The organism is Rhodococcoides kyotonense, from assembly GCF_001645385.1.
Lineage (GTDB): Bacteria > Actinomycetota > Actinomycetes > Mycobacteriales > Mycobacteriaceae > Rhodococcoides > Rhodococcoides kyotonensis_B.
Genome location: NZ_LVHI01000012.1, coordinates 400553 through 423886, shown reverse-complemented (window position 1 = coordinate 423886; position 23334 = coordinate 400553). Strand labels below are relative to the sequence as shown.

At 65.8% G+C, this 23334-nt stretch carries 23 protein-coding genes and 1 pseudogene; 9 read left to right on the top strand and 15 right to left on the bottom strand.

Annotated features, from left to right (window positions below; genetic code table 11):
- Window positions 1-64: 64 nt before the first annotated feature.
- Window positions 65-928, top strand: a complete 864-nt coding sequence (locus A3K89_RS10015; RefSeq protein ID WP_068424674.1) for a DUF559 domain-containing protein — start codon at window positions 65-67, stop codon at window positions 926-928.
- Between the two features lie 133 nt (window positions 929-1061).
- Window positions 1062-1490 carry a hypothetical protein gene (locus A3K89_RS25735; protein ID WP_157105282.1) on the top strand — a complete coding sequence of 143 codons (429 nt, stop codon included), beginning with the start codon at window positions 1062-1064 and terminating at the stop codon, window positions 1488-1490.
- Here A3K89_RS25735 and A3K89_RS10005 read toward each other — a convergent pair.
- The 6 genes from A3K89_RS10005 to A3K89_RS09980 all read right to left on the bottom strand — a co-directional run bounded on the left by A3K89_RS10005 (window position 1404) and on the right by A3K89_RS09980 (window position 7551).
- Window positions 1404-2900, bottom strand: coding sequence for a carboxyl transferase domain-containing protein (locus A3K89_RS10005; protein WP_068424668.1), 1497 nt, complete (start codon window positions 2898-2900; stop codon window positions 1404-1406). The two genes, A3K89_RS25735 and A3K89_RS10005, sit on opposite strands and share 87 nt — an antisense overlap.
- Window positions 2901-2911: 11 nt before the next feature.
- Window positions 2912-4108, bottom strand: a complete 1197-nt coding sequence (locus tag A3K89_RS10000) for an ABC transporter permease (RefSeq protein ID WP_068424663.1) — start codon at window positions 4106-4108, stop codon at window positions 2912-2914.
- Window positions 4105-4995, bottom strand: coding sequence for an ABC transporter ATP-binding protein (locus tag A3K89_RS09995; RefSeq protein ID WP_068424662.1), 891 nt, complete (start codon window positions 4993-4995; stop codon window positions 4105-4107). The genes A3K89_RS10000 and A3K89_RS09995 overlap by 4 nt, the downstream gene beginning before the upstream one ends.
- Window positions 4996-5005: 10 nt before the next feature.
- Entirely contained in the window at window positions 5006-5539 is a 534-nt protein-coding gene (locus A3K89_RS09990; protein WP_068424660.1) for a hypothetical protein, read from the bottom strand.
- A complete protein-coding gene (locus A3K89_RS09985) occupies window positions 5536-5799 on the bottom strand; it encodes a helix-turn-helix transcriptional regulator (protein WP_068424653.1) in 264 nt (87 codons plus the stop codon). Before A3K89_RS09985 ends, A3K89_RS09990 begins: the two co-directional genes overlap by 4 nt.
- Window positions 5800-5916: 117 nt before the next feature.
- Window positions 5917-7551: an ABC-F family ATP-binding cassette domain-containing protein gene (locus tag A3K89_RS09980; protein ID WP_068426042.1), complete on the bottom strand. Its 1635-nt coding sequence runs from the start codon at window positions 7549-7551 to the stop codon at window positions 5917-5919.
- 56 nt (window positions 7552-7607) lie between these two features.
- Between A3K89_RS09980 and A3K89_RS09975 the strand changes: the two genes are divergently transcribed.
- Both A3K89_RS09975 and A3K89_RS26310 read left to right on the top strand, forming a co-directional pair.
- Window positions 7608-8456, top strand: a complete 849-nt coding sequence (locus tag A3K89_RS09975) for an aldo/keto reductase (protein WP_068424652.1) — start codon at window positions 7608-7610, stop codon at window positions 8454-8456.
- Window positions 8457-8529: 73 nt separating this feature from the next.
- On the top strand, window positions 8530-9369 hold the full coding sequence (locus A3K89_RS26310) for a uroporphyrinogen-III synthase (RefSeq protein ID WP_174551398.1): 840 nt from the start codon (window positions 8530-8532) through the stop codon (window positions 9367-9369).
- 13 nt (window positions 9370-9382) lie between these two features.
- On the opposite strand, the pseudogene A3K89_RS09965 reads toward A3K89_RS26310, so the two are convergent.
- From A3K89_RS09965 to A3K89_RS09940, 6 genes and pseudogenes are all read right to left on the bottom strand, one after another.
- Window positions 9383-11278 (bottom strand): annotated as a pseudogene (locus A3K89_RS09965) (MMPL family transporter); the annotation flags it as partial.
- A 198-nt stretch (window positions 11279-11476) separates the two neighbouring features.
- A complete protein-coding gene (locus A3K89_RS09960; protein ID WP_068426040.1) occupies window positions 11477-12391 on the bottom strand; it encodes a vWA domain-containing protein in 915 nt (304 codons plus the stop codon).
- 69 nt (window positions 12392-12460) lie between these two features.
- Window positions 12461-13396 (bottom strand): AAA family ATPase, encoded by a 936-nt coding sequence (locus tag A3K89_RS09955; protein WP_068424646.1) that lies wholly within the window; start codon window positions 13394-13396, stop codon window positions 12461-12463.
- Entirely contained in the window at window positions 13393-14229 is an 837-nt protein-coding gene (locus A3K89_RS09950; protein ID WP_068424642.1) for a mycofactocin-coupled SDR family oxidoreductase, read from the bottom strand. The genes A3K89_RS09955 and A3K89_RS09950 overlap by 4 nt, the downstream gene beginning before the upstream one ends.
- The gene (locus A3K89_RS09945; RefSeq protein WP_068424640.1) at window positions 14226-15056 is read right to left on the bottom strand and encodes a mycofactocin-coupled SDR family oxidoreductase; all 831 of its coding nucleotides are present in this window, start codon (window positions 15054-15056) and stop codon (window positions 14226-14228) included. The genes A3K89_RS09950 and A3K89_RS09945 overlap by 4 nt, the downstream gene beginning before the upstream one ends.
- A 569-nt stretch (window positions 15057-15625) precedes the next feature.
- The gene (locus tag A3K89_RS09940; protein WP_068424637.1) at window positions 15626-16738 is read right to left on the bottom strand and encodes an NAD(P)-binding domain-containing protein; all 1113 of its coding nucleotides are present in this window, start codon (window positions 16736-16738) and stop codon (window positions 15626-15628) included.
- 17 nt (window positions 16739-16755) lie between these two features.
- Here A3K89_RS09940 and A3K89_RS09935 point away from each other — a divergent pair, with 17 nt between their 5' ends.
- The 3 genes from A3K89_RS09935 to A3K89_RS09925 all read left to right on the top strand — a co-directional run bounded on the left by A3K89_RS09935 (window position 16756) and on the right by A3K89_RS09925 (window position 19048).
- On the top strand, window positions 16756-17487 hold the full coding sequence (locus tag A3K89_RS09935; protein WP_068424634.1) for an enoyl-CoA hydratase: 732 nt from the start codon (window positions 16756-16758) through the stop codon (window positions 17485-17487).
- Between the two features lie 209 nt (window positions 17488-17696).
- Window positions 17697-18365, top strand: coding sequence for a hypothetical protein (locus tag A3K89_RS09930; RefSeq protein WP_068424631.1), 669 nt, complete (start codon window positions 17697-17699; stop codon window positions 18363-18365).
- Between the two features lie 56 nt (window positions 18366-18421).
- Complete coding sequence (locus A3K89_RS09925; RefSeq protein WP_068424629.1) at window positions 18422-19048, top strand: FHA domain-containing protein; 627 nt, start codon at window positions 18422-18424, stop codon at window positions 19046-19048.
- Here A3K89_RS09925 and A3K89_RS09920 read toward each other — a convergent pair.
- Window positions 19031-19960: an alpha/beta fold hydrolase gene (locus A3K89_RS09920; RefSeq protein ID WP_068426036.1), complete on the bottom strand. Its 930-nt coding sequence runs from the start codon at window positions 19958-19960 to the stop codon at window positions 19031-19033. The two genes, A3K89_RS09925 and A3K89_RS09920, sit on opposite strands and share 18 nt — an antisense overlap.
- 225 nt (window positions 19961-20185) lie before the next feature.
- Here A3K89_RS09920 and shbA point away from each other — a divergent pair, with 225 nt between their 5' ends.
- Window positions 20186-20749, top strand: a complete 564-nt coding sequence (gene shbA / locus A3K89_RS09915; RefSeq protein WP_068424626.1) for an RNA polymerase sigma factor ShbA — start codon at window positions 20186-20188, stop codon at window positions 20747-20749.
- Window positions 20750-20800: 51 nt separating this feature from the next.
- On the opposite strand, the gene A3K89_RS09910 is transcribed toward shbA, so the two are convergent.
- Together A3K89_RS09910 and A3K89_RS09905 are read right to left on the bottom strand one after the other, a co-directional pair.
- A complete protein-coding gene (locus tag A3K89_RS09910; protein WP_068424623.1) occupies window positions 20801-21601 on the bottom strand; it encodes a crotonase/enoyl-CoA hydratase family protein in 801 nt (266 codons plus the stop codon).
- A 29-nt stretch (window positions 21602-21630) separates the two neighbouring features.
- Complete coding sequence (locus A3K89_RS09905; RefSeq protein ID WP_068424620.1) at window positions 21631-22596, bottom strand: hypothetical protein; 966 nt, start codon at window positions 22594-22596, stop codon at window positions 21631-21633.
- Window positions 22597-22691: 95 nt separating this feature from the next.
- Between A3K89_RS09905 and A3K89_RS09900 the strand changes: the two genes are divergently transcribed.
- Window positions 22692-23276 (top strand): TetR/AcrR family transcriptional regulator, encoded by a 585-nt coding sequence (locus A3K89_RS09900; protein ID WP_068424618.1) that lies wholly within the window; start codon window positions 22692-22694, stop codon window positions 23274-23276.
- The last annotated feature ends 58 nt before the right edge of the window (window positions 23277-23334 follow it).

The window sequence follows — 23334 nt, the reverse complement described above, 5'->3', positions numbered from 1 at the left end:
GGCTATCCACAGGACGAAAATTGCCCCTACCACCGGGGATCTCCATAGGCGACGGTTGTTCGTCATGGGGGTATCGACAGCGGCACAGCTGATTGCATCAGGGATGAGTCGAAGTGCGATTTCGCGACGCGTGAAGTCCGGGGAGCTCATACGTCTGCTTCCGGAGATCTATGCGACCGAGAAGCCGGACTACATGGATCTGTGCCGGGCCGTCGTGTTGTGGAAGCCGAAGGCAGTGGTCAGCCACACGACCGCAGCGTGGCTCTGGGGGCTGATCGACTACGAACCGCAGCGCGTCGAAGTCACGATCGATCCGTCGGGCCGATCACGTGCCCCCGATTGGGTGCGAATCTATCGCCGTACGCTGCCGACCGTCGCAACGTATGGAGGATTTCGGATCGTCCCGATCGAGCAGGCATTCGTCGATGTCGCTGCGGTTCTTCCGAAACCCGAACTGGAGAAGTTCTTCGACGCTGCGATCGGCGCACGGATTCCGTGGCGACGAGTCGCGGAGATCTGCGATATTTCTGCCGGCATGAAGGGCATGGCGGCTCTTCGAGAACAGCTTCGACGCTGCTGCCCCGGCACCCGCTCCGAACCGGAGCGAATCGTTGCGCGTGCCTTGACCGCCCGAAACTTTCGGATGGCGATCAACGCGAGGGTGGGTCCGTTCTACGGTGACCTCGTCGACTTCCGTGCCCGCGTCATCGTCGAGATCGACGGACGCGAGTTCCACAGCGATCCGGCGACATTCAACAACGATCGCCGACGGCAGAACGCTCTGGTCCTCGAAGGATGGTTGGTGCTGCGGTATTCGGCCGCGACGGTGCTTGCCGACCTCGACCGCGTCGTCGAGGAGATCATTACCGTGGTGCGGCGGCGTCGGAAGTCGATCAATTCGTCCAGTCGTACTCTCCCGCGCAACTGAGTGCACATTGTCGGGCCGAACTGGCGGGATCCCGCCCGAATCGCGTCAACACTGTGCAGCCAGTCGCGGCTGGTCCGTAAGGGTTTCGTCAAAACTCTGGTAACCGCGGCGAACCCGACGAACACTCGACGACGTGACCCTTTTCGAACAACTTCCCTCCCTCCGAGCCGCGTGCCCGTCCCGATTCGACATGGCGATCTGGCCGTCGGCGACGCATTTTCACCTGGGGCGCCTGATGGTCGACGGCGTGTGCGTCGAGGATCTCGCCGACTGCGACGGAACTCCGACACGGCTGGGTGGCGTCGTCGTCACGCGGGTGAGGTCGGTACTCGCCGGAACAGTGCGTGTCGACGCGGCCGCGTGCGACTGTGTCGCAGCCGAGGTCGCCAATCGACATTCGGTGGCCGGACGGGAGTTCTTCGCGTTCGGCGACGGCAAGGTCGCATTGCCGTCGGACGTTCGGGCCGGCGACCTGCTAGCTCTGATCCCGAACTCCGAGCCGCCGGTACCTTTCCATACGCAGCGAGACGCGGTCCGGCCCGCCGGTCGCGATCTCACGTAGCTCGCGGGCGATCGCACCGGCGACGCGTGTCGAGAACTCGACGGGTTCGTCTGCCGCGTCCGGGTTCTCGGGGACGATGGCGTCGACGATCCCGTCACGCAACAGGTCTACCGACCGAATGCCCTGTGCCTCCGCCATATCGGGGGCGTGGGCGGTGTCTCGGTGGACGATCGCACTGGCACCTTCGGGCGGCAGCGGCGCGAGCCACGCGTTCTGCGCACACAGCGTTCGGTCTGCAGGCAGCAGGGCGAGAGCGCCGCCTCCCGTCCCCTGTCCGAGCAGCACCGAGACGGTCGGTGTGTTCACGGTGACGAGATCGCTGATGCACCGCGCGATCTCGGGTGCGAGACCACCTTCCTCGGCCTCTTTCGACAGTGCGGCACCGAACGTGTCGATGACGAGTACCAGCGGAATGCCCAGTTCCTCGGCCAAGCGCATTCCCCGACGCGCTTCTCGGAGTGCGGCCGGCCCCATGGTTGCGGTGACGCTGTGACTGCTGCGGTCGTTGCCGAACACCACGCACGAGATTCCGCGGAACCTGCACAGCGACAACAGAATAGTGGTGTCCGATTCGCCCTGACCGGTGCCGCTCAACGGAACCTGTTCGGTCGCAGCGTGTTCCAACAGCTCCCGGACGCCCGGACGGTCTTCGCGTCGGGATGCCTCGACGGAATGCCACGCGGAGTGCTCCGGAATGTCGGCCGGGGCGGGTTCCAACTCGGCGGGAATCTCGGTCTCACCAGTGACGACGCGTAGGGCACGTACGAGCAGGTGGCGGAGGCTGTCGATCGGCACGACCCCGTCGATGACGCCGTGGTGGTACAGATTCTCGGCGGTCTGGACGCCGTCGGGAAATGGCTTGTCGTACAACGCCTGATACACGCGGGGTCCGAGAAAACCGATCAGTGCGCCGGGCTCCGCGAACGTGACGTGCGCCAGCGATCCCCAGGACGCGAACACTCCACCGGTCGTCGGGTTGCGGAGGTACACGAGGTACGGCAGTCCGGCCGTCTTGTGTACGGTGACGGCGCCTGCGATCTTCACCATCTGGACGAACGCGAGCGTCCCTTCCTGCATACGCGTTCCGCCCGACGTGGGAGACGCGATCAACGGCAGTCCCTCGGCCGTCGCCCGTTCGATGGCGGTGACGATCCGTTCCGCGGCGGCCACGCCGATGGATCCGGCGAGAAAGGCGAATTCGCAGGCGACGACGGCCACCGGTCTGCCGTCGATCATGCCGCGTCCGGTCAGAACCGACTCGTCGACGCCGCTCTTCTCCCGCGCCCTGTCGAGGTCCGCCGCGTAGGCCGGGCCGGGGGAGACGTCGAGCGGCGGGGAATCCCACGACACGAACGATCCGCCGTCGAGAATGGCATCGAGAATCTCGGCGGCGGACGTTCGCGTGCTCATGGAACTGGAGCTTAGCGGGCGAATGCTTCCTTCCACGTGACGGTCTTGCCGATCCGCAGGATCGAGCGCTGGTAGATCTTCGCGGCGACGACGGCCAGGGCTGCGGTGGTGGCAGCCATGATGAGCACCGTGCCGACGACCTGATAGACCGGCGCCACACCGGCCGCGATGCGCAGCGGCATCATGACGGCGGAGAACGGGGGAATCCAGCTCAGGACGTTGCTGAGCGTGCTCTCGGGATCTCCGACGGAGTAGAACGCGGAGAAGAACATTGCCATGATCAGCAGGAGCAACGGCATGGTCGTCGAATTGACGTCCTCCTGCCGCGAGACCATCGAACCGCCTGCCGCGTACAGCACCGCGAAGAACGCGAAACCGAGGACGAACCAGCCCAGGGTGCTGGCGAAGACCGTGATGGCCGTTCCGGTGACGGTGAGAGTGCCGGTGGCGAGTCCCGCTCCGACACCCGCTGCCCCGTACAACGCGAGTTGCAGAATGCCGACCGCGCCGATCCCGATGATCTTGCCCCACAACAACTGCAGCGGCCGAACCGTCGACAGCAGCAGTTCGACGACACGCGACGACTTCTCCTCGACGACGCCCATCGCGACGTACATCCCGAATCCGATGATCTGCGCGTACAGCACGAACACCGCGGCGAGTGACAGCGCAACACGTTGTCCCGCTTCGGGATCCGGAGGATCGATCGCCTCGACCGTCACGGTTGCCTGCGACGCGGCCGCTGCCAATGCGTTCTGGTCGACGCCTTGCGCGGCGAGAGCGGTGTCGGTCGCCTGCGTCTGCACGCTTCCTTCGACGACGGCGCGGAGAGTTCCCTCGAGCTCCGAGTCGGTGATCGCCGTGTACGCGCCTGCGCTACCCGGTACGAGAGCGACTGCGACATCACCGGATTCGACGTCGGCGCGCGCGGTGTCGGCGTCGGAGATTTCGCGAACCTCGACCGGGCTGCCGACGGCGGTGCCGGTCTGCTCCAGGATGGACGCGATCGAAGAATCGCCGACGACGCCGACGACGTCACGTTCCTCGTCGTCACCTCCGGAGATGATCGAGTAGGCGATGATGCCGCCGATGATGACGGCGAGAATGATGACATTGCTGATGACGAAGCTCTTCTTCATCACCTGAACGGTGAACTCGCGCTTGGCGATCAATCCGATGGCGCGACTCGAACTCATCTGTTGGCTCATGCTACTGCCTCTCGGAACAGGTCGCTCAACGACGGTTTGCGGAAGGAGAATTCGTGCACGGGTCCGGTGGCCAGCGCTGCGCGGAGGATGGCTTGGTCGTCGGCGCCGCTCTTGACGCTCAGGATGGTGCGCCCGTCGGAATGACCGATCGGCGTGACGCCTGCGATGGCGTCGGCCCAGCCTTCCTGGGCGCCCGGTGCGTGTACGAGAAGTTGTGCGTCACCTGCCCCGCGAAGCTCGTCGACGGTGCCCACGGCCTTCATCGAACCGCCGGAGATGATGCCGACCCGATCGCACAGCCGCTGCACGAGATCCAACTGATGACTCGAAAAGATCACGGGCACACCGGACGACGCCTTCTCTCGCAGCACGTCGCTCATGACGTCGACGGCGACGGGATCGAGGCCCGAGAACGGTTCGTCCAGAACGAGTACCGCGGGGTCGTGCACGAGTGCGGCGGCGAGTTGAACGCGCTGTTGGTTACCGAGACTGAGCGCGTCGACCGTGTCGTTCAATCGCTCGGAGATGCCGAGTCGTTCGGTCCATCGCGCGACCGCGGCCTTCGCGTCGGCCGACGACAGTCCGTGCAATTCGGCCAGATACGCCAGCTGCGGCCCGACCTTCATCTTCGGGTAGAGCCCGCGTTCCTCCGGCATGTAACCGATGGTTCGGCGGACGTCGAGGTCGACGGGATTGCCGCCCAGGAGAACTCGCCCGGAGTCGGCCGACAGCACGCCGAGGACGATGCGCATCGTGGTGGTCTTGCCCGCTCCGTTGCTGCCGACGAAGCCGAAGAGCTCGCCCGGCCGAACGTCGAAGGTCAGGGAATCCAGGGCGATCTTGTCGCCGTACCTTTTCGAGATGTCGTCGATCGTGAGGGTGCTCATGGTGCCTCTTTCAGAGATCTTCGGGATCGGGGTCAGGGGTTATCCAAGCAAGAATGATTGCGGGAGAGCAGATTCCGGTCAGGAGGGCAACCAGGGTCCAGAGGCCGCCCGCGTAGGCGAGGCGGTCGTTGTCGAGGGTGGTGGACAGGAAGACGAGCGCGATGACGGCGGTGAGAACGGTACCTTGGGTGACCGTCAGGCCGATGGAGCGAGCTTCGTTGCGCTGCTCCACTTCCCACTCGTCGAGCGCTCCCACGGGTGCGTCGCTGTGACGGCCGGACACGGTCTGCAGGATGGTCCACAGGACGAGGAACGCTGCGGTGGCCGGGAGCCACGCAAGGGGCGCCCACTTCCAGAACAGGGTGGAGATCGACAGAACGAGAAGAACGAACAGGGTGGCCAGAACGGCGACGGCCAGAACGCGTCGGCGATGCTGTGTGCGCCAACCCGGCAACCAGTGGCGCGTCTTGGCGTCGTTCTCCAGGAAGCGCCGCGTCCGATAGGTCTGGTAGCGGCTGAGGATGTTCGTGTCCGGGGTACTCATGGTTCCCTTCTGAACAGTTCGGCGGAGAGTGGTCCGAGCTCCGTGCGCGAGAAGACGGCCTCGATGGGGAGGTCGAAGACGTCGCAGATGCGCATGGCCAGGTCGAGACTCGGGTAGTGGTCACCTCGTTCGAGCGCCCCCACGGTCTGTGGGTTGACGTCGACGAGTTCGGCCAGTTGCGCGCGGCTCATCTTGCGTTCGGCTCGCAGAACTCCCACCCGGTTGTAAATCGGGAGCGTGGTCGCACGCTTGGGGCTCATAGAACGAAGTGTTGTATAAACCCAACGATCTGTCAACCGTTGACGACGCTCCACCGCATCGGTGGACCGCGGCAACCGTCTATCGGATGCCACGGTCCATCGATGCCGACGGGGAAGTCACACCTCCGTCAACCGACCGCCGTCCATGACCCACCGTCGCGTCGCGCGGACGGTGTCGAGCATGCGGCGATCGTGCGTGACCAGCAGCAACGTACCCTCGAAGTTCTCCATCGCCCGTTCGAGTTGCTCGATCGCGGGCAGGTCGAGGTGATTGGTCGGCTCGTCCAGCACGAGCAAATTCACGCCACGCGCTTGCAGCAGGGCCAAGGCCGCGCGAGTGCGCTCACCCGGAGACAGAGAATCGGCGGCCCGCAGCGCGTCGTCGCCCCGCAGTCCGAATTTTGCGAGCAACGTACGCACATCGGCGTCGGGCCAGTCCGGAGCTGCGGCACTCAATGACTCGGCCACGGTCGCAGCCCCGGTGAACAGCCCTCGCGCCTGGTCGATTTCACCGACCGCGACGCCGGAGCCCAGCGACGCGGTTCCCTCGTCGGGCACCAGTTTGCCGAGGAGTACCGACAACAACGTGGTCTTTCCCGAACCGTTCGCGCCGGTGATCAGCACACGGTCACCGAATTCGATCTGCGTCGTGACGGGTCCGAACGTGAAGTCCGGCCGACGCACGACTGCCCCACCTAGCACCGAGACGACGGTGCCGCTGCGGGGTGCCGCGGCGATTTCCATCCGCAGTTCCCACTCCTTACGGGGCTCCTCGACGACCTCGAGCCGTTCGATACGGCGTTGTGTCTGACGCGCTTTCGCGGCCTGTTTCTCGGTGGATTCCGCGCGTGTCTTGCGGCTGATCTTGTCGTTGTCCGTTGCCTTGCGACGCGCGTTCCGGACGCCGGATTCCATCCAGTTCCGCTGCATCTGCGCGCGGGACTCCAACGCTGCCTTCGTGTCGGCGTAGTCGTCGTACTTCTCCCGTGCATGCTGTCGCGCGATTTCCCGTTCGGCGAGGTAGGACTCGTAGCTGCCGTCGTACACGTCGATGCGGCGCTGACCCCGATCCAACTCGACGATGCCGGTGACCGTCCGCGCGAGGAATTCACGATCGTGACTGACGACGACTATTGCCGCTCGCGTTTCCACGACGAACCGTTCCAACTGCTCGAGCCCCGCCAGATCGAGATCGTTGGTCGGCTCGTCGAGCAGAAGAATGTCGTACCGGGCGAGCAGAATGGCGGCGAGCCCTGCCCGCGCGGCCTGACCACCGGACAACGACGTCATCAGGGCAGAACCGTCGACCGCGAGACCGAGGTCGGCAAGCACCTTTTCGGTCCGTTCGGCGAGGTCGGCGCCGCCGAGCGCCAGCCACTTCTCCAGCGCGGGCGTGTAGAGGTCCTCGTCCGAGCCCGAACCGAGCGCCTCGGCCGCGTCGTTCATCGTCTGTTCGGCGGCCGTGACTCCGGTGCGGCGACCGATGAACTGGACGACGGTTTCTCCTGCCCGACGGTCCGGCTCCTGCGCGAGATATCCGACGGTGGCGTCGGGCGGGCTCGTGTAGACCTCACCCTCGAACTCGGCTGTTCCGACGCCCGCGAGCAGCGTCAGCAGCGTCGACTTACCTGCGCCGTTCGCGCCGACGAGGCCGATGACGTCGCCCTCGGTGACCGTGAGGTCGAGCCCGGCGAACAGGGTGCGGTCGCCGTGGAAGGCAGAAAGATCGTCGATGCGAAGCGTGGCAGTCACACCCGCCATTATCGCGTGCTGGGAACAGAGCAACCCGCTCGGGAGTTGGCATTCGTATGACGTTTTCACCGAAGACCAGTTCTGTTCCGACGATCGTGCTGAACGACGGGCATGCGATTCCCCAGCTCGGCTTCGGCGTGTGGCAGGTTCCCGACGACGGCGCATACGACGCGGTCGCGGAAGCACTCAAGGTCGGCTACCGCAGCATCGACACCGCGAAGGTGTACGAGAACGAAGCCGGCACCGGTAAGGCGATCGCGGAATCCGGCATCGCACGCGACGAGCTGTTCGTCACGACCAAGTTGTGGAACGACGATCAGGGCTACGACTCCACGCTGACCGCCTTCGACGCCAGCATGGACCGTCTGGGACTCGACTACCTGGACCTGTATCTCATTCACTGGCAGCAGCTCGACCGTGACAAGTACATCGACACGTTCAAGGCGTTCCAGAAGCTGAAGGCCGACGGTCGGATCGGTTCCATCGGCGTCTCCAACTTCACCATCCCGACGCTCGAGAAACTGATCGACGCGGTCGGCGAGGTTCCGGCCGTCAACCAGATCGAGCTGCACCCGCGGTTCAATCAGGAAGAGCTGCGCGCGTTCCACACGTCGAAGGGCATCGCGACCGAGGCGTGGAGCCCGCTCGGTTCCGGCACGATTCTGGACGACCCGGCGTTCGCGACCATCGCCGACGCGCATGGCGTCACCCCGGCCCAGGTCATCCTGCGGTGGCACATTCAGCTCGGCAACGTGGTGATCCCGAAGTCGGTGACGCCGGCGCGCATCGCGAGCAACTTCGACGTCTTCGGTTTCGAGCTGTCGAGCGACGAGATTCAGCAGATCAACGCGCTGGACACCCCGGACGGCCGCACCGGCCCTGATCCGGACGTGTTCGCGGCATAGCCACCCGTGCGTGCATAGTTGGGCAGGAGTCCGACTATGCACGCACAGGCGTGGAGCGCCTATCCTTTCCGGCATGGCTCCACTGTCGGGGAAGACGATCGCACTGACCGCCGAACGGCGGGCGGACGAGTTCGCCGCGCTGCTCGAACGCCGCGGCGCGCGGACCGTGCACGTCCCCGCGATTCACGTTCTCCCTCTTCTCGACGACTCGGATCTCCGTGAGAAGACCGCCGACTTCATCGAACGCCCTCCCGAACTGACGGTCATCAGTACCGGTATCGGTTTCCGCGGCTGGCTCGACGCGGCCGAGGGCTGGGACAACCGTGAGGAACTTCTGGCGGCCCTCGGGTCCACGCGCATCATCGCGCGAGGCCCCAAGGCACGCGGCGCCATTCGCGGCGCCGGTCTCCGCGAGATCTGGTCGCCGACGACCGAGGCATCCCAGGAAGTCGCCGATCATCTCGCAGCGGAAGGCGTTGCGGGCATGGACGTCGCTGTCCAGTTGCACGGCACCATCACCGAGTGGGAGCCGACGATCCACCTCAGCGAGGCTCTGGGCAGACTCGGCGCCGACGTCCGCGCTATCCCCGTCTATCGCTGGATTCGGCCGGTCGATCAGCAGCCGCTGATCGACCTTCTGGCCGAGATCCTGAACCACGATGTCGACGCCGTCACCTTCACCAGCGCCCCGGCCGTCGCATCGATGTTGTCGACGGCCAAGGACAACGGTCTTCTCGACGAATTCCTCAATGCGCTACGGGGTCCCGTCGTCGCGATCTGCGTCGGACCGGTCACCTCGGCGCCGTTGGACGCTCTCGATGTTCCGACGCGTATGCCGGAGCGGGCTCGGTTGGGTTCTCTTGCGAAATATGTGGTCGAGCAGTTGGGTGCGGGACCGCAGCCTGCGGAGTGACCCGGGTTCGCAGCCTCGTGGGCGTCCACCAATTCCATTGTCCCAGAAGCGTCATCGTCGCCGGGACGAGCACCATGCGTACCACGGTGGCGTCGAGGAACACCGCCGTCGCGAGTCCGACGCCCATCATCTTGACCGTCACGTCGGCGTCCATCGCGAAGCCGAGGAACACCGCGACCATGATCGCGGCCGCGCTGGTGATGACCCGTCCGGTCGAGGCGACGCCGTCGACGACCGAGGAATGAGCGTCGCCGGAGCGCAGCCACAGTTCACGGACGCGTGAGAGCAGGAACACCTCGTAGTCTATCGAGAGTCCGAACAGAATCGTGAACATCAGAATCGGTACCCAACTCGACACCGGTACTGCGTGCGGAAGCCCCAACAGTTCTGTGCCCCAGCCCCATTGGAAGATCGCGACCATGACGCCGTATGCCGCGGCCACCGACAGCAAGTTCATCGCCGCGGCTTTCAGCGATACGACGATCGAACGGAACACCGCGGTCAGCAAGACGACCGACAGAGCCACGACGAACGCGACGACGAGCCAGATCCGGTCGGCGAGTTTGTCGGTGATGTCCGCGAAGATCGGGGTTACACCGGTGACGACGACGCCGTCGCCTGCGACGTCGGAGCGTAGTCGGTCGAGCAATTCGGTCGTCGCTTCGTCGGCGGGTCCCGTCGTCGGCTCGATCACGACGATCGCCGTGTCTCCCGCTGCGTTGACCATCGGCGGCATCACCGTGGCTATCCCCGGCTCGACGGCCAATCGCGTTGTCAGGGAGTCGATGTCGACCGTCGTCAGATCGACGGCCAGCGTGAACGGCCCGTTGGCGCCTGGACCGTATTCGGCGTCGATCAGGTCGTAGGCCACTCGGGTCGTGTTCGACGTCGGCTGCGTTCCTGCGTTCTGCGGCCACAGTCGCATGTCGAGCACGGGTGCGGCCAGAATAGCCATCAGTACCAGTGCCGATACTGCCCACGCCACCGGTCTGCGACACACCATGCGTGCCCACCGCTCGGTTCGGGACGCGCCGACCGTGGTCCGCACCTTTCTGCCCAGAACGCGCGGGCCGGCAAGCGCGCACAGTGCAGGCACCAGAGTGACCGACGTCAGCATCACCGCGCCGACGACGGCCAGCGTCGCATACCCCATCGACGCGTAGACGGGCACGCCGGCGAGGCGCAGGCCGAGCAGGCACAGCAGAACCGTCGTACCGGCGAAGACGACGGAGACGCCTGCCGTCGAATTGGCCTGTGCTGCAGACTCCGTCCGGGAGAGGCCCGATCGAAGACCGTCGGCGAAACGGGTGACGAGCAGCAACGCGTAATCGATGCCGACGCCGATGCCGACCATCGTCGCGATCGTCGGGGCCATGGGGCCGATCTCGGTGACGGCCGACAGCAACGCGATGATTCCCGTTCCGATCCCGACTCCGACGATCGCCACCGCGATCGGGAGCCCCGCCGCGACGACCGATCCGAACGCCACCAACAGAATGGCCAGCGCGACGACGATGCCGACTGCTTCGGCGACGCCACTCGGAGCGCTGATGTTCTCGGCCACCTGCCCGCCGAGTTCGACCTGCACGCCCTCGCGTTCGAGCGGTGCCGTCGCCGTCCGCAGTGCATCGATGCCCTCGGTTCCGGCGAAGTCGGTCACCGGAACGGAGTACTGGACGGCGACCAGCGCGGTGTCGCCGTCCGAGGACATCCGCGGGGGCGCTACTGTTCCGACGCCGTCGAGATCGCGGAGCCGACTGCCGAGGCCGGCCAGGTCGGCCTGGTGGAGACCGTCGGAATCGTGGACGACGACGCGGGCGTCGGTTCCTGCCATGTCCGGAAACCGTTCGGCCAGCAGGTCGCTGCCCGCGACGGATTCGAGCCCGTCGACGTGATAGTCGTCCTGCATCTGGCCGCCGAACGCACCTGCAGCGGCGAGCGTGGACACCAGCAGTACGACCCAGACCGTGATCGTTCGCCAAGGGTGTGCGGCGCACAGTGCGCCGAGTCTTCCGAGCAGAGTGCTCATGATGATGCTCCTTCGGGTGTGGTGTGCACACACTGGCCGGAGCGACTTGGAGGGTTCTTGCAGCTTTCTGAAACGGTGTCAGAAGAACGCGCTCAGCGCGGGCCCGACGTCGCGGTACGTGCGGACCGTGCGGATCCGTCCGTGCCCGAGACGCGCCAGATCGCGTCCCAGATCGAGGTCGTTCTCACCGGACGTGTCGAGCAGGACGTCGAGACGCGGGATCGACGCGGCGATGTACCGCGGGTCGGGTCCGGCGTTGTGGACGCAGTCGGATAGCAGCACGACGCGCGCATCACGCGACGATGTCCCGCGCAGCAGTCCGGCCGCGGTGTCGAGGGCGAACTGCACGTTGGTGAGTCCCTGAGCCGGAATGCGCAGAATCGTGTCGAGAATGCCGAGCGGCGTCATCGGATCGCCGAAGCGCGTGAGGACGGCGGCGTCGGACCAGAATGCGACGACCGCCAGGTTGTCCTGGTTCAGCTCGCCTGCCAACGCGCCGACGGTCGCCGCGGCCGTCCTGACCCGCTCGCCCTTCATCGATCCGGAGATGTCGACGACGAGCACGATCGAGCGCTTGGTGTGCAGACGTTCCCGCACGACGATGTCGTCGTCCTCGGGCAGCGGATTCGCCGCCAGGATGTCGAGGGTGCGATCCATGTCGATCTCGTCGGACCCGCCGCGGTAGCGCAACGACGTCAGATCGCCGATGCCGCGCCGCGCCCGCGCGTCGCGGCGTGGCCGTCGCACCGCCAGACGGGCAGCGATCTTACGGGCCCGAGCACGCGTGGCCGCGTCGGCCGACGACTCCTCCTCGGTTGCGTCGCGCAGCGGAATCACCTCCGCCGTCTCGTCGGTGAAACCGGGTGCCGACGGGTTGTTCTCGCCCGCGGCCTTACCTGCCCGGCTTCGGCCGTCGACGACGAGGACTGCGCCGCTGCCGCCGGGCTTGAACAACGACGGGGATTCGTCGAGCTGTTTCGGTTTGCGGCGCAGCGGTTTCAGCGTTGCCGACGCGTTCTTGCTCCCCGGCCTGCGCACCGGGGAATCGGCCGCGACGGCTCTTCAACCAGGCGCGGCCGCAGCGGGATTCAGGACGAAATGGTCCTCCCAGAGTCGACGCAGGATCGTCTCCGGTGTCGCATCGGCGGTCTCATCGACGTGGATTCGGCCGGACAGGGCCACGAGTACGGCGTCGAGCATCAGTGCCTGATAGTCCTGCGGCAGGTCGCGCGGTGGCGCGATATCGGCGACGACGGGTATCGCGACCGACCGCAAGTCCGCCAGCTGCCCAGCGACGAGCGTCAGATCGATCGCCCCGCGCACACTGCTGCCCTGCGTGATGTCGTCCTGTTCTCGGGTCGCGCGGGTGATCGCGACGGCGTCGGCGATCAGTCGTGGCGAGTCGGATTCCGTTCTGAGTGCGACGATTCCGCGTTCCGCTTCGGCGTCCTGATAGCCGATCGCGAGTCGGCAGAGGCGGTCGTGCACACTCGTGGACAAGCGCGTCGTCCCGACGTTGTCGTACGGGTTCATCGACGCGATGACGCGGAACGTGGGCAACGCGTGCACCGTCCCGACGCGCGGGATCGTGATGCGACGCTCGGCCATCGCCGTCAGAAGAGTGTTCAGCGTGTCCTCGGGCGCGCGGTTGAATTCCTCGACGTACAGGAATCCGCCGGAACGCATTGCGTCGACGAGGGGACCTGGTACGAAGTTGTCCTCGCTGTAGTCCTCCCGCAGAACGCGAGCAGGGTTGTGGTGTCCGACGATTCGTGCAGGCGTCAAGTCTGCATTGCCCTCGACGAACAGCAGCGGAATGCCCCACTCGGCGGTGATCGCACCGAGAAGCGTGCTCTTGCTGGTGCCGGGCGGGCCTTCGATGAGCATGTCCCGCCCGGCCGCCACTGCGGCGAGCACCAGATCCAGTTCGTAATCACGACCGACGAGATTCGCCGCGATACGGCGGCGAATCTCGGCGATCGACATCAGCGACGTCATTTGATCGTGTACCCGGCGTCCACGGGAAGTGTTGCGCCGGTGATGTATCGAGCCTCGTCGGACACCAGGAACGCGATGGCGTTGGAGATGTCGATCGGCTCGACCCACGGAATCGGCAACGTGTTCGTCGTCGCGAAGATCGGTTCTGCCTTCTCGCGGGTCGGATTCGGATCGTCGGGTGCGAACAATCCCCACGTCTTGCGGTTCTGGATCATCACCGTGTCGACGCCGGTCGGGTGCACGGTGTTGACACGAATGCTGTGCTGCCCGAATTCGTTCGCGAGTGTGCGCATGATGCCGACAACGCCATGCTTGGTGGCGGTGTAGTGCACGGTGTTCGGTGTGCCCTTGAGACCCGCGGTCGACGACGTCAGCACGATCGACCCCCCACGGCCGCCGGCGATGAGATGGGGGAGTGCGACCTTGCACGTGTTCCAGACGCCGGTGAGGTTGACGTCGATCATGTTCTGCCAGGCGTCGTCGGTGATGTCGAGGGCGGGCGCGATCTCGAACACGCCCGCGTTGCCGAGGACGATGTCGAGGCGGCCGAGTTCGGCAACCCCGTCGTCGACGGCCTTCTTCAACGCTGCGCTGTCCCGCACATCGGCTTTCGTCGCGACGATCCGACGGTCCAGTGCCTCGACCTGTTTCACGGTGTCTTCGAGATCCGATTCCGTTGCAGCCGGGTACATCTCGATGGTGTCGACGGGGCCGCACAGGTCGACGGCGATGATGTCGGCGCCTTCCTGGGCGAGTCTGAGGGCGTGGCTGCGGCCCTGGCTGCGCGCTGCCCCAGTGATGAAGGCGACCTTGCCTTCGAGTTTGCCGGTCATTTGATCACCGATCCTGCATCGACGGGAAGTTGGACGCCGGTGATGTACCGGCCCTCGTCGGAGACGAGAAATGCAATGGCGTTGGAGATGTCGACAGGTTCGACCCACTCGATCGGCAGTGCGTTCAGCGTCTTGAACGCCTCGGCCGCGTCGTCCTTCTGCGGATTCGGGTTGTCGGGGAGAAACGTCTTGTACGTCTGTTCGTTGTGAATCATATCGGTGTTCACCGACGTCGGATGCACCGAGTTGACCCGAATGTTGTACGGCGCGAACTCGTTTGCGAAGGTCTTCACCAGGCCGACGACGCCGTGCTTCGCGGCGACGTAGTGCGCGAGGTTGCCCAGGCCCTTGATGCCCGCCGTCGACGACGTCAGCACGATCGCGCCTCCGCGTCCGCCGGCCTTCAAGTGTGGCAACGCCGCGCGGACCGTCTTGAACACGCCGGTGAGATTGATGTCGATCATGTCGTCCCACATCTCGTCGGTCAGTTCGTCGACCGGCGCGAAGCTGGCAATGCCGGCGTTGGCGAGGACGATGTCGAGTCGGCCGAGCTCTGCGACGCCGTCGTCGACGGCCTTCTTCAGTGCCGCGGTGTCGCGGACGTCGGCTTTCGTGGCGACGATGCGACGATCGAGCGCTTCGACTTCCTTGACCGTCTGTGCAAGATCCTCCTCGGTGGCGAGCGGGAACCCGACGGTTCCGACCTGCTCGCAGAGGTCGATCGCGATAATGTCGGCGCCCTCCTGGGCGAGTCTGACGGCGTGGCTGCGGCCTTGTCCGCGGGCGGCGCCGGTGATGAACGCTACTTTCCCGTCGAGCTTTCCCATGGTCGAACTTCCTTGTTCGGTTGGTGAAAACAGTACGAGCGCAAAACGATTGGCCCACCGGGGCGCTGTGCGTTTCGCGGCAGGATGTCCGAATTGGAGGACATGAGAAGAAACGTATCTGACACCGAGTGCAGAAGTGGGCGATTTGGTCGAAATTTCTATCTGGTACTCAGGGTGTCAAGTAAGTAGGTGTCGTTCGCACCCTTTGCGAGCGCGCACCTTCCAGCGTGCGCGCAGGTTGCAACGTGCGCAGCTGCTGAAACCTGCGCGGCACGGAGCGGGTGGGCGGCCACTTCCCCTGCCGCGCACCTTCCAGCGAGTGCGCAGGTTGCAACGTGCGCAATTGCTGAAACCTGCGCGGAGCGGAACGGGGTGGGCGGCCACTTCCCCTGCCGCGCACCTTCCAGCGTGCGCGCAGGTTGCAACGTGCGCAGTTGCTGAAACCTGCGCGGAGCGGACCGGGGTGGGCGGGCACTTCCCCTGCCGCGCACCTTCCAGCGTGTGCGCAGGTTGCAACGTGCGCAGCTGCTGAAACCTGCGCGGAGCGGGATGGCTCGGACCCGCCAGAATCAGCTCAAGGTCTCCAGTAACTCCGATACCGCTGCTCTGCCCGCGCGGTTCGCGCCGATCGTGCTGGCCGACGGCCCGTAGCCGAGCAGATGCACGCGGTGATCCTTCGCGACGCGGGTGGCGAGCCGCCCGTCCATGACGATGCCGCCGCCGTGGCCGCGCAACCTCAGCGGCGCCAAATGGTCCAGCGCACTGCGGAATCCGGTGGCCCACAGGATGACGTCGGCGCGCACGAAGGATCCGTCGTCCCACCGGACGCCGTCGGGCTCGACCGAGGTGAACATCGGCCGCCGCACCAGAACTCCGCGATCGCGCGCTGCCTTCAACCTGTCGGTCAGCAGCAGACCCGTCACCGAGACGACCGAGCCCGGCGGCAGGCCTGCGCGCACGCGTTCCTCGACCATCGCCACGGCCGCACGTCCGGCTTCGGGACCGAAGTCGCTGTCACGAAACTCGGGTTCCCGACGCGTCACCCACGTGGTCGAGGTGACCAGTGAGATCTCGTCGAGCAGTTGCACCGCCGAGATTCCGCCGCCGACGACGATGACGTGTTTGCCGGCGAACTCGTCGGCGGTCCTGTAGTCCCTGGTGTGCAGCTGTCGTCCGCGGAAGGTCTCGGCGCCGCGGTAGCGGGGGATGAACGGCTTCTCCCACGTGCCGGTCGCGTTGATCAGGCCGCGCGCCGACAGTACGACGTCCCCGGCCTCGACGCGGAAGCGCGGTTCGCGATCGCAGACGACCGTGACGGTGACAGGCCGTCGTACCTGCAGGTCGAACTTCTCTTCGTAGATCCGGTAGTACCGAGGCACCGCTTCGGCGGCGACGACGCCGTCGGGGGCCTCGCCGGTAAGCGTGTCCGCGAATTGCATGCCGGGGAGGTCGTGGACGCGATTGACCGTGCTCAGCGTCAACGACGGCCAGCGGTACTGCCATGCGCCGCCGGGTTCGGGGGATCGATCGAGCACGACGAACCCGTCGCTGGGCGCCAGGCCCGCCCGACGCAGGTGATATCCCGCGGAAAGGCCGGCCTGCCCGGCGCCGATGACGGCCACGTCTGTCTCGATCACGGTTCCCAGTAGATCAGCCCGTCGAGCGCAGTCGTTCGTACCCATGAGTAACGTCTGCACTCATGATCGGACAGACACGGGACGGCGCTGTCGTCACCCTCGAACTTCAGCGTCCCGAGCGGCGCAATGCACTGAACACCGAGCTGTGCACGGCCTTGCGGGCCGGCATCGAGGACGCGGTCGCGACGGATGCGCGGGTCGTCGTCCTCACCGGGCAGGGGTCCAGCTTCTGTGCGGGCGCCGACCTCAGCGGTGACGATTTCGCCGCGGACTTCCCGCGAGCACTGGAGCTGCTGCTCCGGTCGGTCGACGGCGCACCGATCCCGATCGTCGCGGCCGTCAACGGACCGGCCGTCGGCGCGGGCACTCAGTTGGCGATAGCCAGCGACCTCCGCGTCGTCGCGGACGGTGCGTACTTCGAGATCCCGTCGACACGCCTCGGTATCGCCGTCAACAACTGGACGATCAAGCGACTCGCCTCACTGGCCGGGTCGAGTGCCGCGCGCACGATCCTCATGGGAGGGGAGCGGCTCGACGCCGAGCGTGCCTTCTACAGCGGTTTGGCGAACAAGCGTGGCGACCTTGCCGACGCTCAGGAGTGGGCTGCGTCGATCACCGAGCTCGCCCCGCTCGCCCTTCGCCACCTCAAGCTGGTCTTCAACGACGACGGAACGCACGAGGAGGCCACCCAGGAGCAGCTCGAAGCGTTCGGGGCGGCGTGGACGAGCGAGGACATGAAGGAAGCGCGACGCGCACGCAAGGAGAAGCGCGCTCCGAAATTCCTGGGCCGATGAACGTCCGGCGTGGGAAGTAGTAGGCTCCTCATTACCGTTAGTTGAAAGTTGCCAAATCCGTTCTGTCCCTTTGGCGTAACTCTGCACCGCTGTTTACGCGACGGCCTTGCCGTGGATGCGTTCGGGTCATGTGCAGGTCCCCGTTCTCCCCGTACGTTTGCGCCGCACCCGACCGGGTGCGTACGTACTTTCACCGGGAGACGGGGAACATGAGAATCGGTAAATTCGCAGCCACGTCGGCATTGGTCGTCGCGGCCATGACGACCGCAATGGGAACGTCCTACGCGGACCCGGCTCCGGCTCCGGCGCCGGTCGGGTGGAACGTCACGCAGAGCGGCAACCAGGTCATCGTCGACACGTCTGCCGGAAGTCTCAGCAACGAAGACGATCACCTGGTCGTCCGCGACGCCAGCGGCGCCTTGGTCGACTCCGTGCCGCTGTCCCTCGCCGTCGACGGCTTCGCTCACCCCGTCGCCGCGGACATCGACGGCAATCACGCCGTTCTGACGGCCGACGTCACCCCTGCCGCTGCCACCCCCGTGTCGACGCAGCTTCCCGGTCTGCAACAGGTCGACCTGCCTGCCGCCGTCGCAGGCGTCAAGGACAATCTGAGTCTGACGGCTTCCGTCGGTGGATTCCTCGGTGCCGCAACGGGTCTCGTCGGCGGATGCCTCCTCGGTGCCGTCGCCGCCGGCGTCGTCTCCGCACCGGCGGCGCTGTTGTTCGGCGCAGGTCCGATCGCCGGATGCATCGGTGGTGCACTGCTGCTCGGCTCCACGGCGTCGCTCGCCGGAACCGCTGTCGGTGGCCTCGGTGCCGTCGCCGCCAATGCCCAGCAGTTCATCACCCTGCTGAACGCGCCGCCTGCCAAGAAGTAGCCAGCGATCGCCGCTACGTCTTGCTCTGACCGAGTCCGGGAGCGCAGGATGTAGCGGTGAGTGGGGGCGAACACGAGGATCCGCGGCTCCAATACGAGGGCAAGGGCGGCGAGCGGCACGAGGTGACACTGTCGCCGGATCGCAGCCGCCTCACCGTCGGTAGATCACCACACGCCGACATCGCGTTTCCCGAGGATCACGAGGTATCGCGTCTGCACGCGGCCATCGAATGGATGGGCACGCACTGGACCGTCGTCGACGACGGTCTTTCCCGCAACGGCACGTTCGTCAACGGAGACCGATTGACGGGCCGACGCAGTCTGCGTCAGGGCGACACCATCCGCATCGGCAGCTCGTTGCTCACGTTCCACGACTTCTCCGGACTCGGCGACGAGGCGACGCGTATTGCCGCCGAGATGCCGAACACCCGCTCGCTCACCGACACTCAACGGTCGGTCCTCGTCGCACTGTGCCGGCCGTACAAGCACAACGCGACGTTCGCCAACCCGTCGTCGAACCAGCAGATCGCGACCGAGATCTTTCTCAGCGTCGACGCCGTCAAAACGCACCTGCGAGTGTTGTTCGCGAAGTTCGGCGTCGAGGACCTTCCGCAGAATCAGAAGCGCGTGCGACTCGCCGAACGCGCGCTGCAGAGCGGCGTCATCTCACAGCGCGATCTCTAGCGTCCTGGTATCGGCGATCGCGCGCTCGACGAGCGTCGCCACCGCGTCGGCAACCTCGCGTGCACGTTCGAGGACGACCATGTGGCCGGCCTTCTCGACGGTGACCAGGCGCGCTGCCGGGAGGTGGCGCGAGATCGCCTCCGAATGCTGCATCGGGGTCATGACGTCGTCGGACCCGCAGAGCACGAACGTCGGGACGACTGCCAGAGCGGCGATGGACTTCGACTCGTCGAAATCGTGCAGCGACTTCAGGAACGCGGCCATCGTGACGACGGACGTGTCGTTCAGCATCGCGGTGGCCACCGCGACGACCCGTGGGCTGACGCGCCGGGACCCGCAGCCTGCCGCCCGGACGATCGGGGCGCAGATTCCCCTGCTGAGACGCTTGGAACGGCCCATGACCGACGGTGCGTGACGCACCGCGGACTGGAACATCGACACCAGCGGATGGGCCAGATACGCCCCGAGACCGTCCTCCGCCAGGCCCGATGCAGCGGTGGCGACGAGGCCGACGCCGACCAGCCGATCACCGAGTTCGCCAAGTTGCTGACGCGCGTACGCCATGGCCGTCATGCCGCCCATCGAATGTCCGACGACCACGTAACGGCCCGTCGGAACCGTGGTTCTGACGACGGCGGCGAGATCACGGCCGAGTTGTTCGATCGTGTACGTGGATGCGTCGGCGCTGCCGGACGCGCCGTGGCCGCGGTGGTCGTAGGAGACCATGTGGATGTCGTCGCCCCACGTCGCGGCGAGCTCGTCCTGAACGTCGGCCCACGATTCCTTGGCGAGACAGTGACCGTGCACGAAGACCACCGTCATCGGTGCATTCGGATCGCCCGATTCGCGGACGGCAAGGGCTGTGCCGTCGTCCGCGACCACTGTGCTCCGTCCCTGCGTCCGCTGCCTCATGGGTCCTCCGATGTCCGGTGGTGTGTACGGGGTTTCGCCTGTACCGCTGAATGCGTTACGTCCCACTACTGTCGTCGACCTGCACGCGTCGTCGAACCCTCCCGACGACTGACGAAAGATCACCCCCGGGGTGCACTTGTTCACCCTGGGGTGGGTAGTGACCAAACCGGAATCGCCGCAGTATCGAATCATCGACAGGGGAGTTCGGCAGGGAGGACGTGAGCGATGACCGTGGTAGACATCGTGGACACACTCGAGGCGCGCGTGCCGCAGGCAGTGGCCGGTGACAAGGACGCACTGGGAGACGTGATCGCTCTGGTGCGGCCACACCTCGAGCGTTACTGCACAACGCGTTCCGGCAACCTCGACGTGTCCGCGGACGACGTGGTGCAGGAAGTCTGTCTGGCGCTCGTGACGGCGGTGCCGACGTATCGTGATTACGGCAAACCGTTCATGGCCTTCGTCTACGGCATCGCATCGCACAAACTGGCCGACGCGGGCCGCAAAACCGCTCTGCGACGGGCATATTCACTCGAACTCGTGACCGACGAACCGAGTACCGACGACGGTCCGGAACAGCACGCGCTGAATTCCGAATTGCACAGCGATGCCACAGCGTTGATGAACACACTTGCCCCGAAACTGCGCAAGATCGTTCTGATGCGCGTCGTGTGGGGACTGACGGCTCCCGAAACCGGTCGGGCGCTCGGAATGAGCGCCGGCGCGGTGCGGGTCGCCCAGCATCGGGCGATGAATCAACTCCGCGCGGAACTGGCGATGAGCGCCTAGCCCGTGCGCGCGAATGTACAGCCGGCTGTACATTCGCACGCACGAGGCGCGTCAGCGGCCTTCGAACCTCGGCTCCCGCCGGTCCAGCATCGCGTTCACCGCTTCGGAGTGGTCCGACGTCGTGTGCGCGATCGCCTGATACGCCGCGGACAGTTCCAGCAGCGACTCGAGGCTCTGGTGCTGACCTTCGCGCAGGAGTTTCTTCGTCATCCGCAACACCTGCGGCGGGTTGACGGCCACACGTGCCGCCAGCGCGTGCGCCGCGGGGAGCAAGTCGTCGGGGTCGACCACCTGCGACACCATGCCCCACTCGAGCGCCGTCGACGCGTCGATCGCCTCACCGGTGAACGCCATCTCGCTCGCCCGAGCCATGCCGACGGCCCGTGGCAGCAGCCATGCACCGCCGTCGCCGGGAATGATGCCGACCTTGACGAAGCTCTCCGCGAACTTCGCCGTCGTCGACGCGATACGCAGATCGCACATCAGCGCCAGGTCGCACCCCGCCCCGACGGCCGGACCGTTGACGGCGGCGATGGTCGGAATCTCGCAGTGGTACAACGCTTTCGGAATGCGCTGGATGCCGTGACGGTAGCCCTGCCGCAGTTCGGCCGGGCTGCCGCCGAACATTCCTTCCTTGTCCCGCATGTGCTTGACGTTGCCTCCGGACGAGAACGCGGACCCGGCGCCGGTCAGAATCGCCACTCGCACACTGGGGTCGCGGTTCACGTCCCGAACGGCGTCCTCGAGCGCGTCGATCGTCTCGATCTCCGAGATCGGGTTCCGCGCTTCGGGATAGTTCAAGGTCCATACGACGACGTCGTCGCTGCGTTCGATCAGTACCGGGTCCGTCACGTCCAAGGCCTCCATTCGATGGTCGGTGCCTACAGTGCAACACGCTCCGGCTCGGCGACCGAGCTTGCTCGCACGATCGACGCGCGTGTCGCGGCCGTCGTCGTGCGGTGCCCGACGGCCATGAACACGCCACCCAGCGCGACCCACGCGATCAGCACCCACCACGCCTGAGCGGTCGATGCCTCGGGAAAGTAGGACAGCGTCCGCATCAGGGTCGACCCGGCGCCCGGCGGCAAGAACTGTCCGATGGCACCCCACGGCGCCGGCAGGAACTGGGCGGGTTGCGTCGCCCCGGCGATCTGATTTCCGACGAACATCATCAGTACCGCGACGACGCCGATGCCCGCCGGCCCGATGATCGACGTCAGACCGACGATCGGGGCACTGACGGCCAGAACCGCGAGGGCTGCCGCGGCCACGTCGAGAAGCACGGGTCCGTGAAGAATGCCGAACCAACCCTGGGTGATGGCCACGACGACAACACCTGCCCCGACGCCGTAGACCGCGGTGGCGAGGAGCCGTCGCCACACGCCCCTGGTGGTCATCGAGATGACGACACCGCCGATGATGCCGCCGATTACCAGCGGGAACGCCATTGCCGACAGGCCGGCGCCTCGCGCGTCGGTCGACGCCAGCGGCACGACGTCGGTGACCTGAGCATTCATCGCCGACGCAACCCCGGTGAGCATCTGACCGACGACCGCGCCGTTGGCGGAGGCCGTCAGAACCTCCGGGGTCGGGCCGAGAACGACTGCGCCGTACACGTCGCGCGATTCGATCCGCTGCACGGCGTCGTCACGGCTCGCCGCCGTCGTGACGTCGAACTGCTCCGACAACCGGCTGGTCACAGCGGGTGAGTCGCCGACGACAGCGACAGGAATCTCGTGGACCTTCGACGTGACGGACGGCCACAGGAAGGCGAGGACGACGACGGCCAGGGCTGCCGTGCCTGCGAGTGCGACGGCGACGGCGCGTGGCCAGGTGGTGAGCTTCATGGTTCGACTCCTAAATAAAACGAATAATCGTTCTTTTATGCTGAGACGCCGAGGGCCAGTTGTCAAGAACGAGCATTCGTTTTTAATATGGCCGGGTGCCCAAAGTGAGCGAGGACCACCGCGTCGAGCGTCGACGTCAGATCATCGATGCGGCGATGACGTGCTTCGCGCGATCGGGGTTCGAGGGCACATCGATGGCCGACATCATCTCCGAATCAGGGCTGTCGGCCGGCGCGATCTACAGCTACTTCAAGAACAAGCAGGAGCTGATCCTGCAGGTGACGCGTGACGTCCTGAGGAGCCGGTCCGAGGACCTCGACGGGCTGGAGAAGCAGGATCCGTTGCCTCCGCCGCAGGCTGTCATCCGCATGTTCCTGGCGGGGATGACGCGCGACATCGGGAACCCGAGCATCCTGGTGCAGATCTGGGCGGCGGCGGCAGCAGAGCCGCGCGAGACGTCGACGGTGATTCCGGTCGTGGTGGAACTGCGAGGGCTGTACGAGCGCTATCTGCGAGTCTGGTTCGCGCAGAAGGGTTTCGAGGACTCCGACGATCGTGCACGGGCGGTCGCGCCCCTCGTCGTCGGGCTGTGTCAGGGGTACATCCTGCAGTCGGCGCTGCTACCCGACTTCGACGGCGAGCACTATCTGGCCGCGTTGGACGAGCTCGGGTTCGCCTAGCACGTGAGTGGGAATGTAGAGCCTGCTCTACATTCCCACTCACGTGCGACGAAGTCGC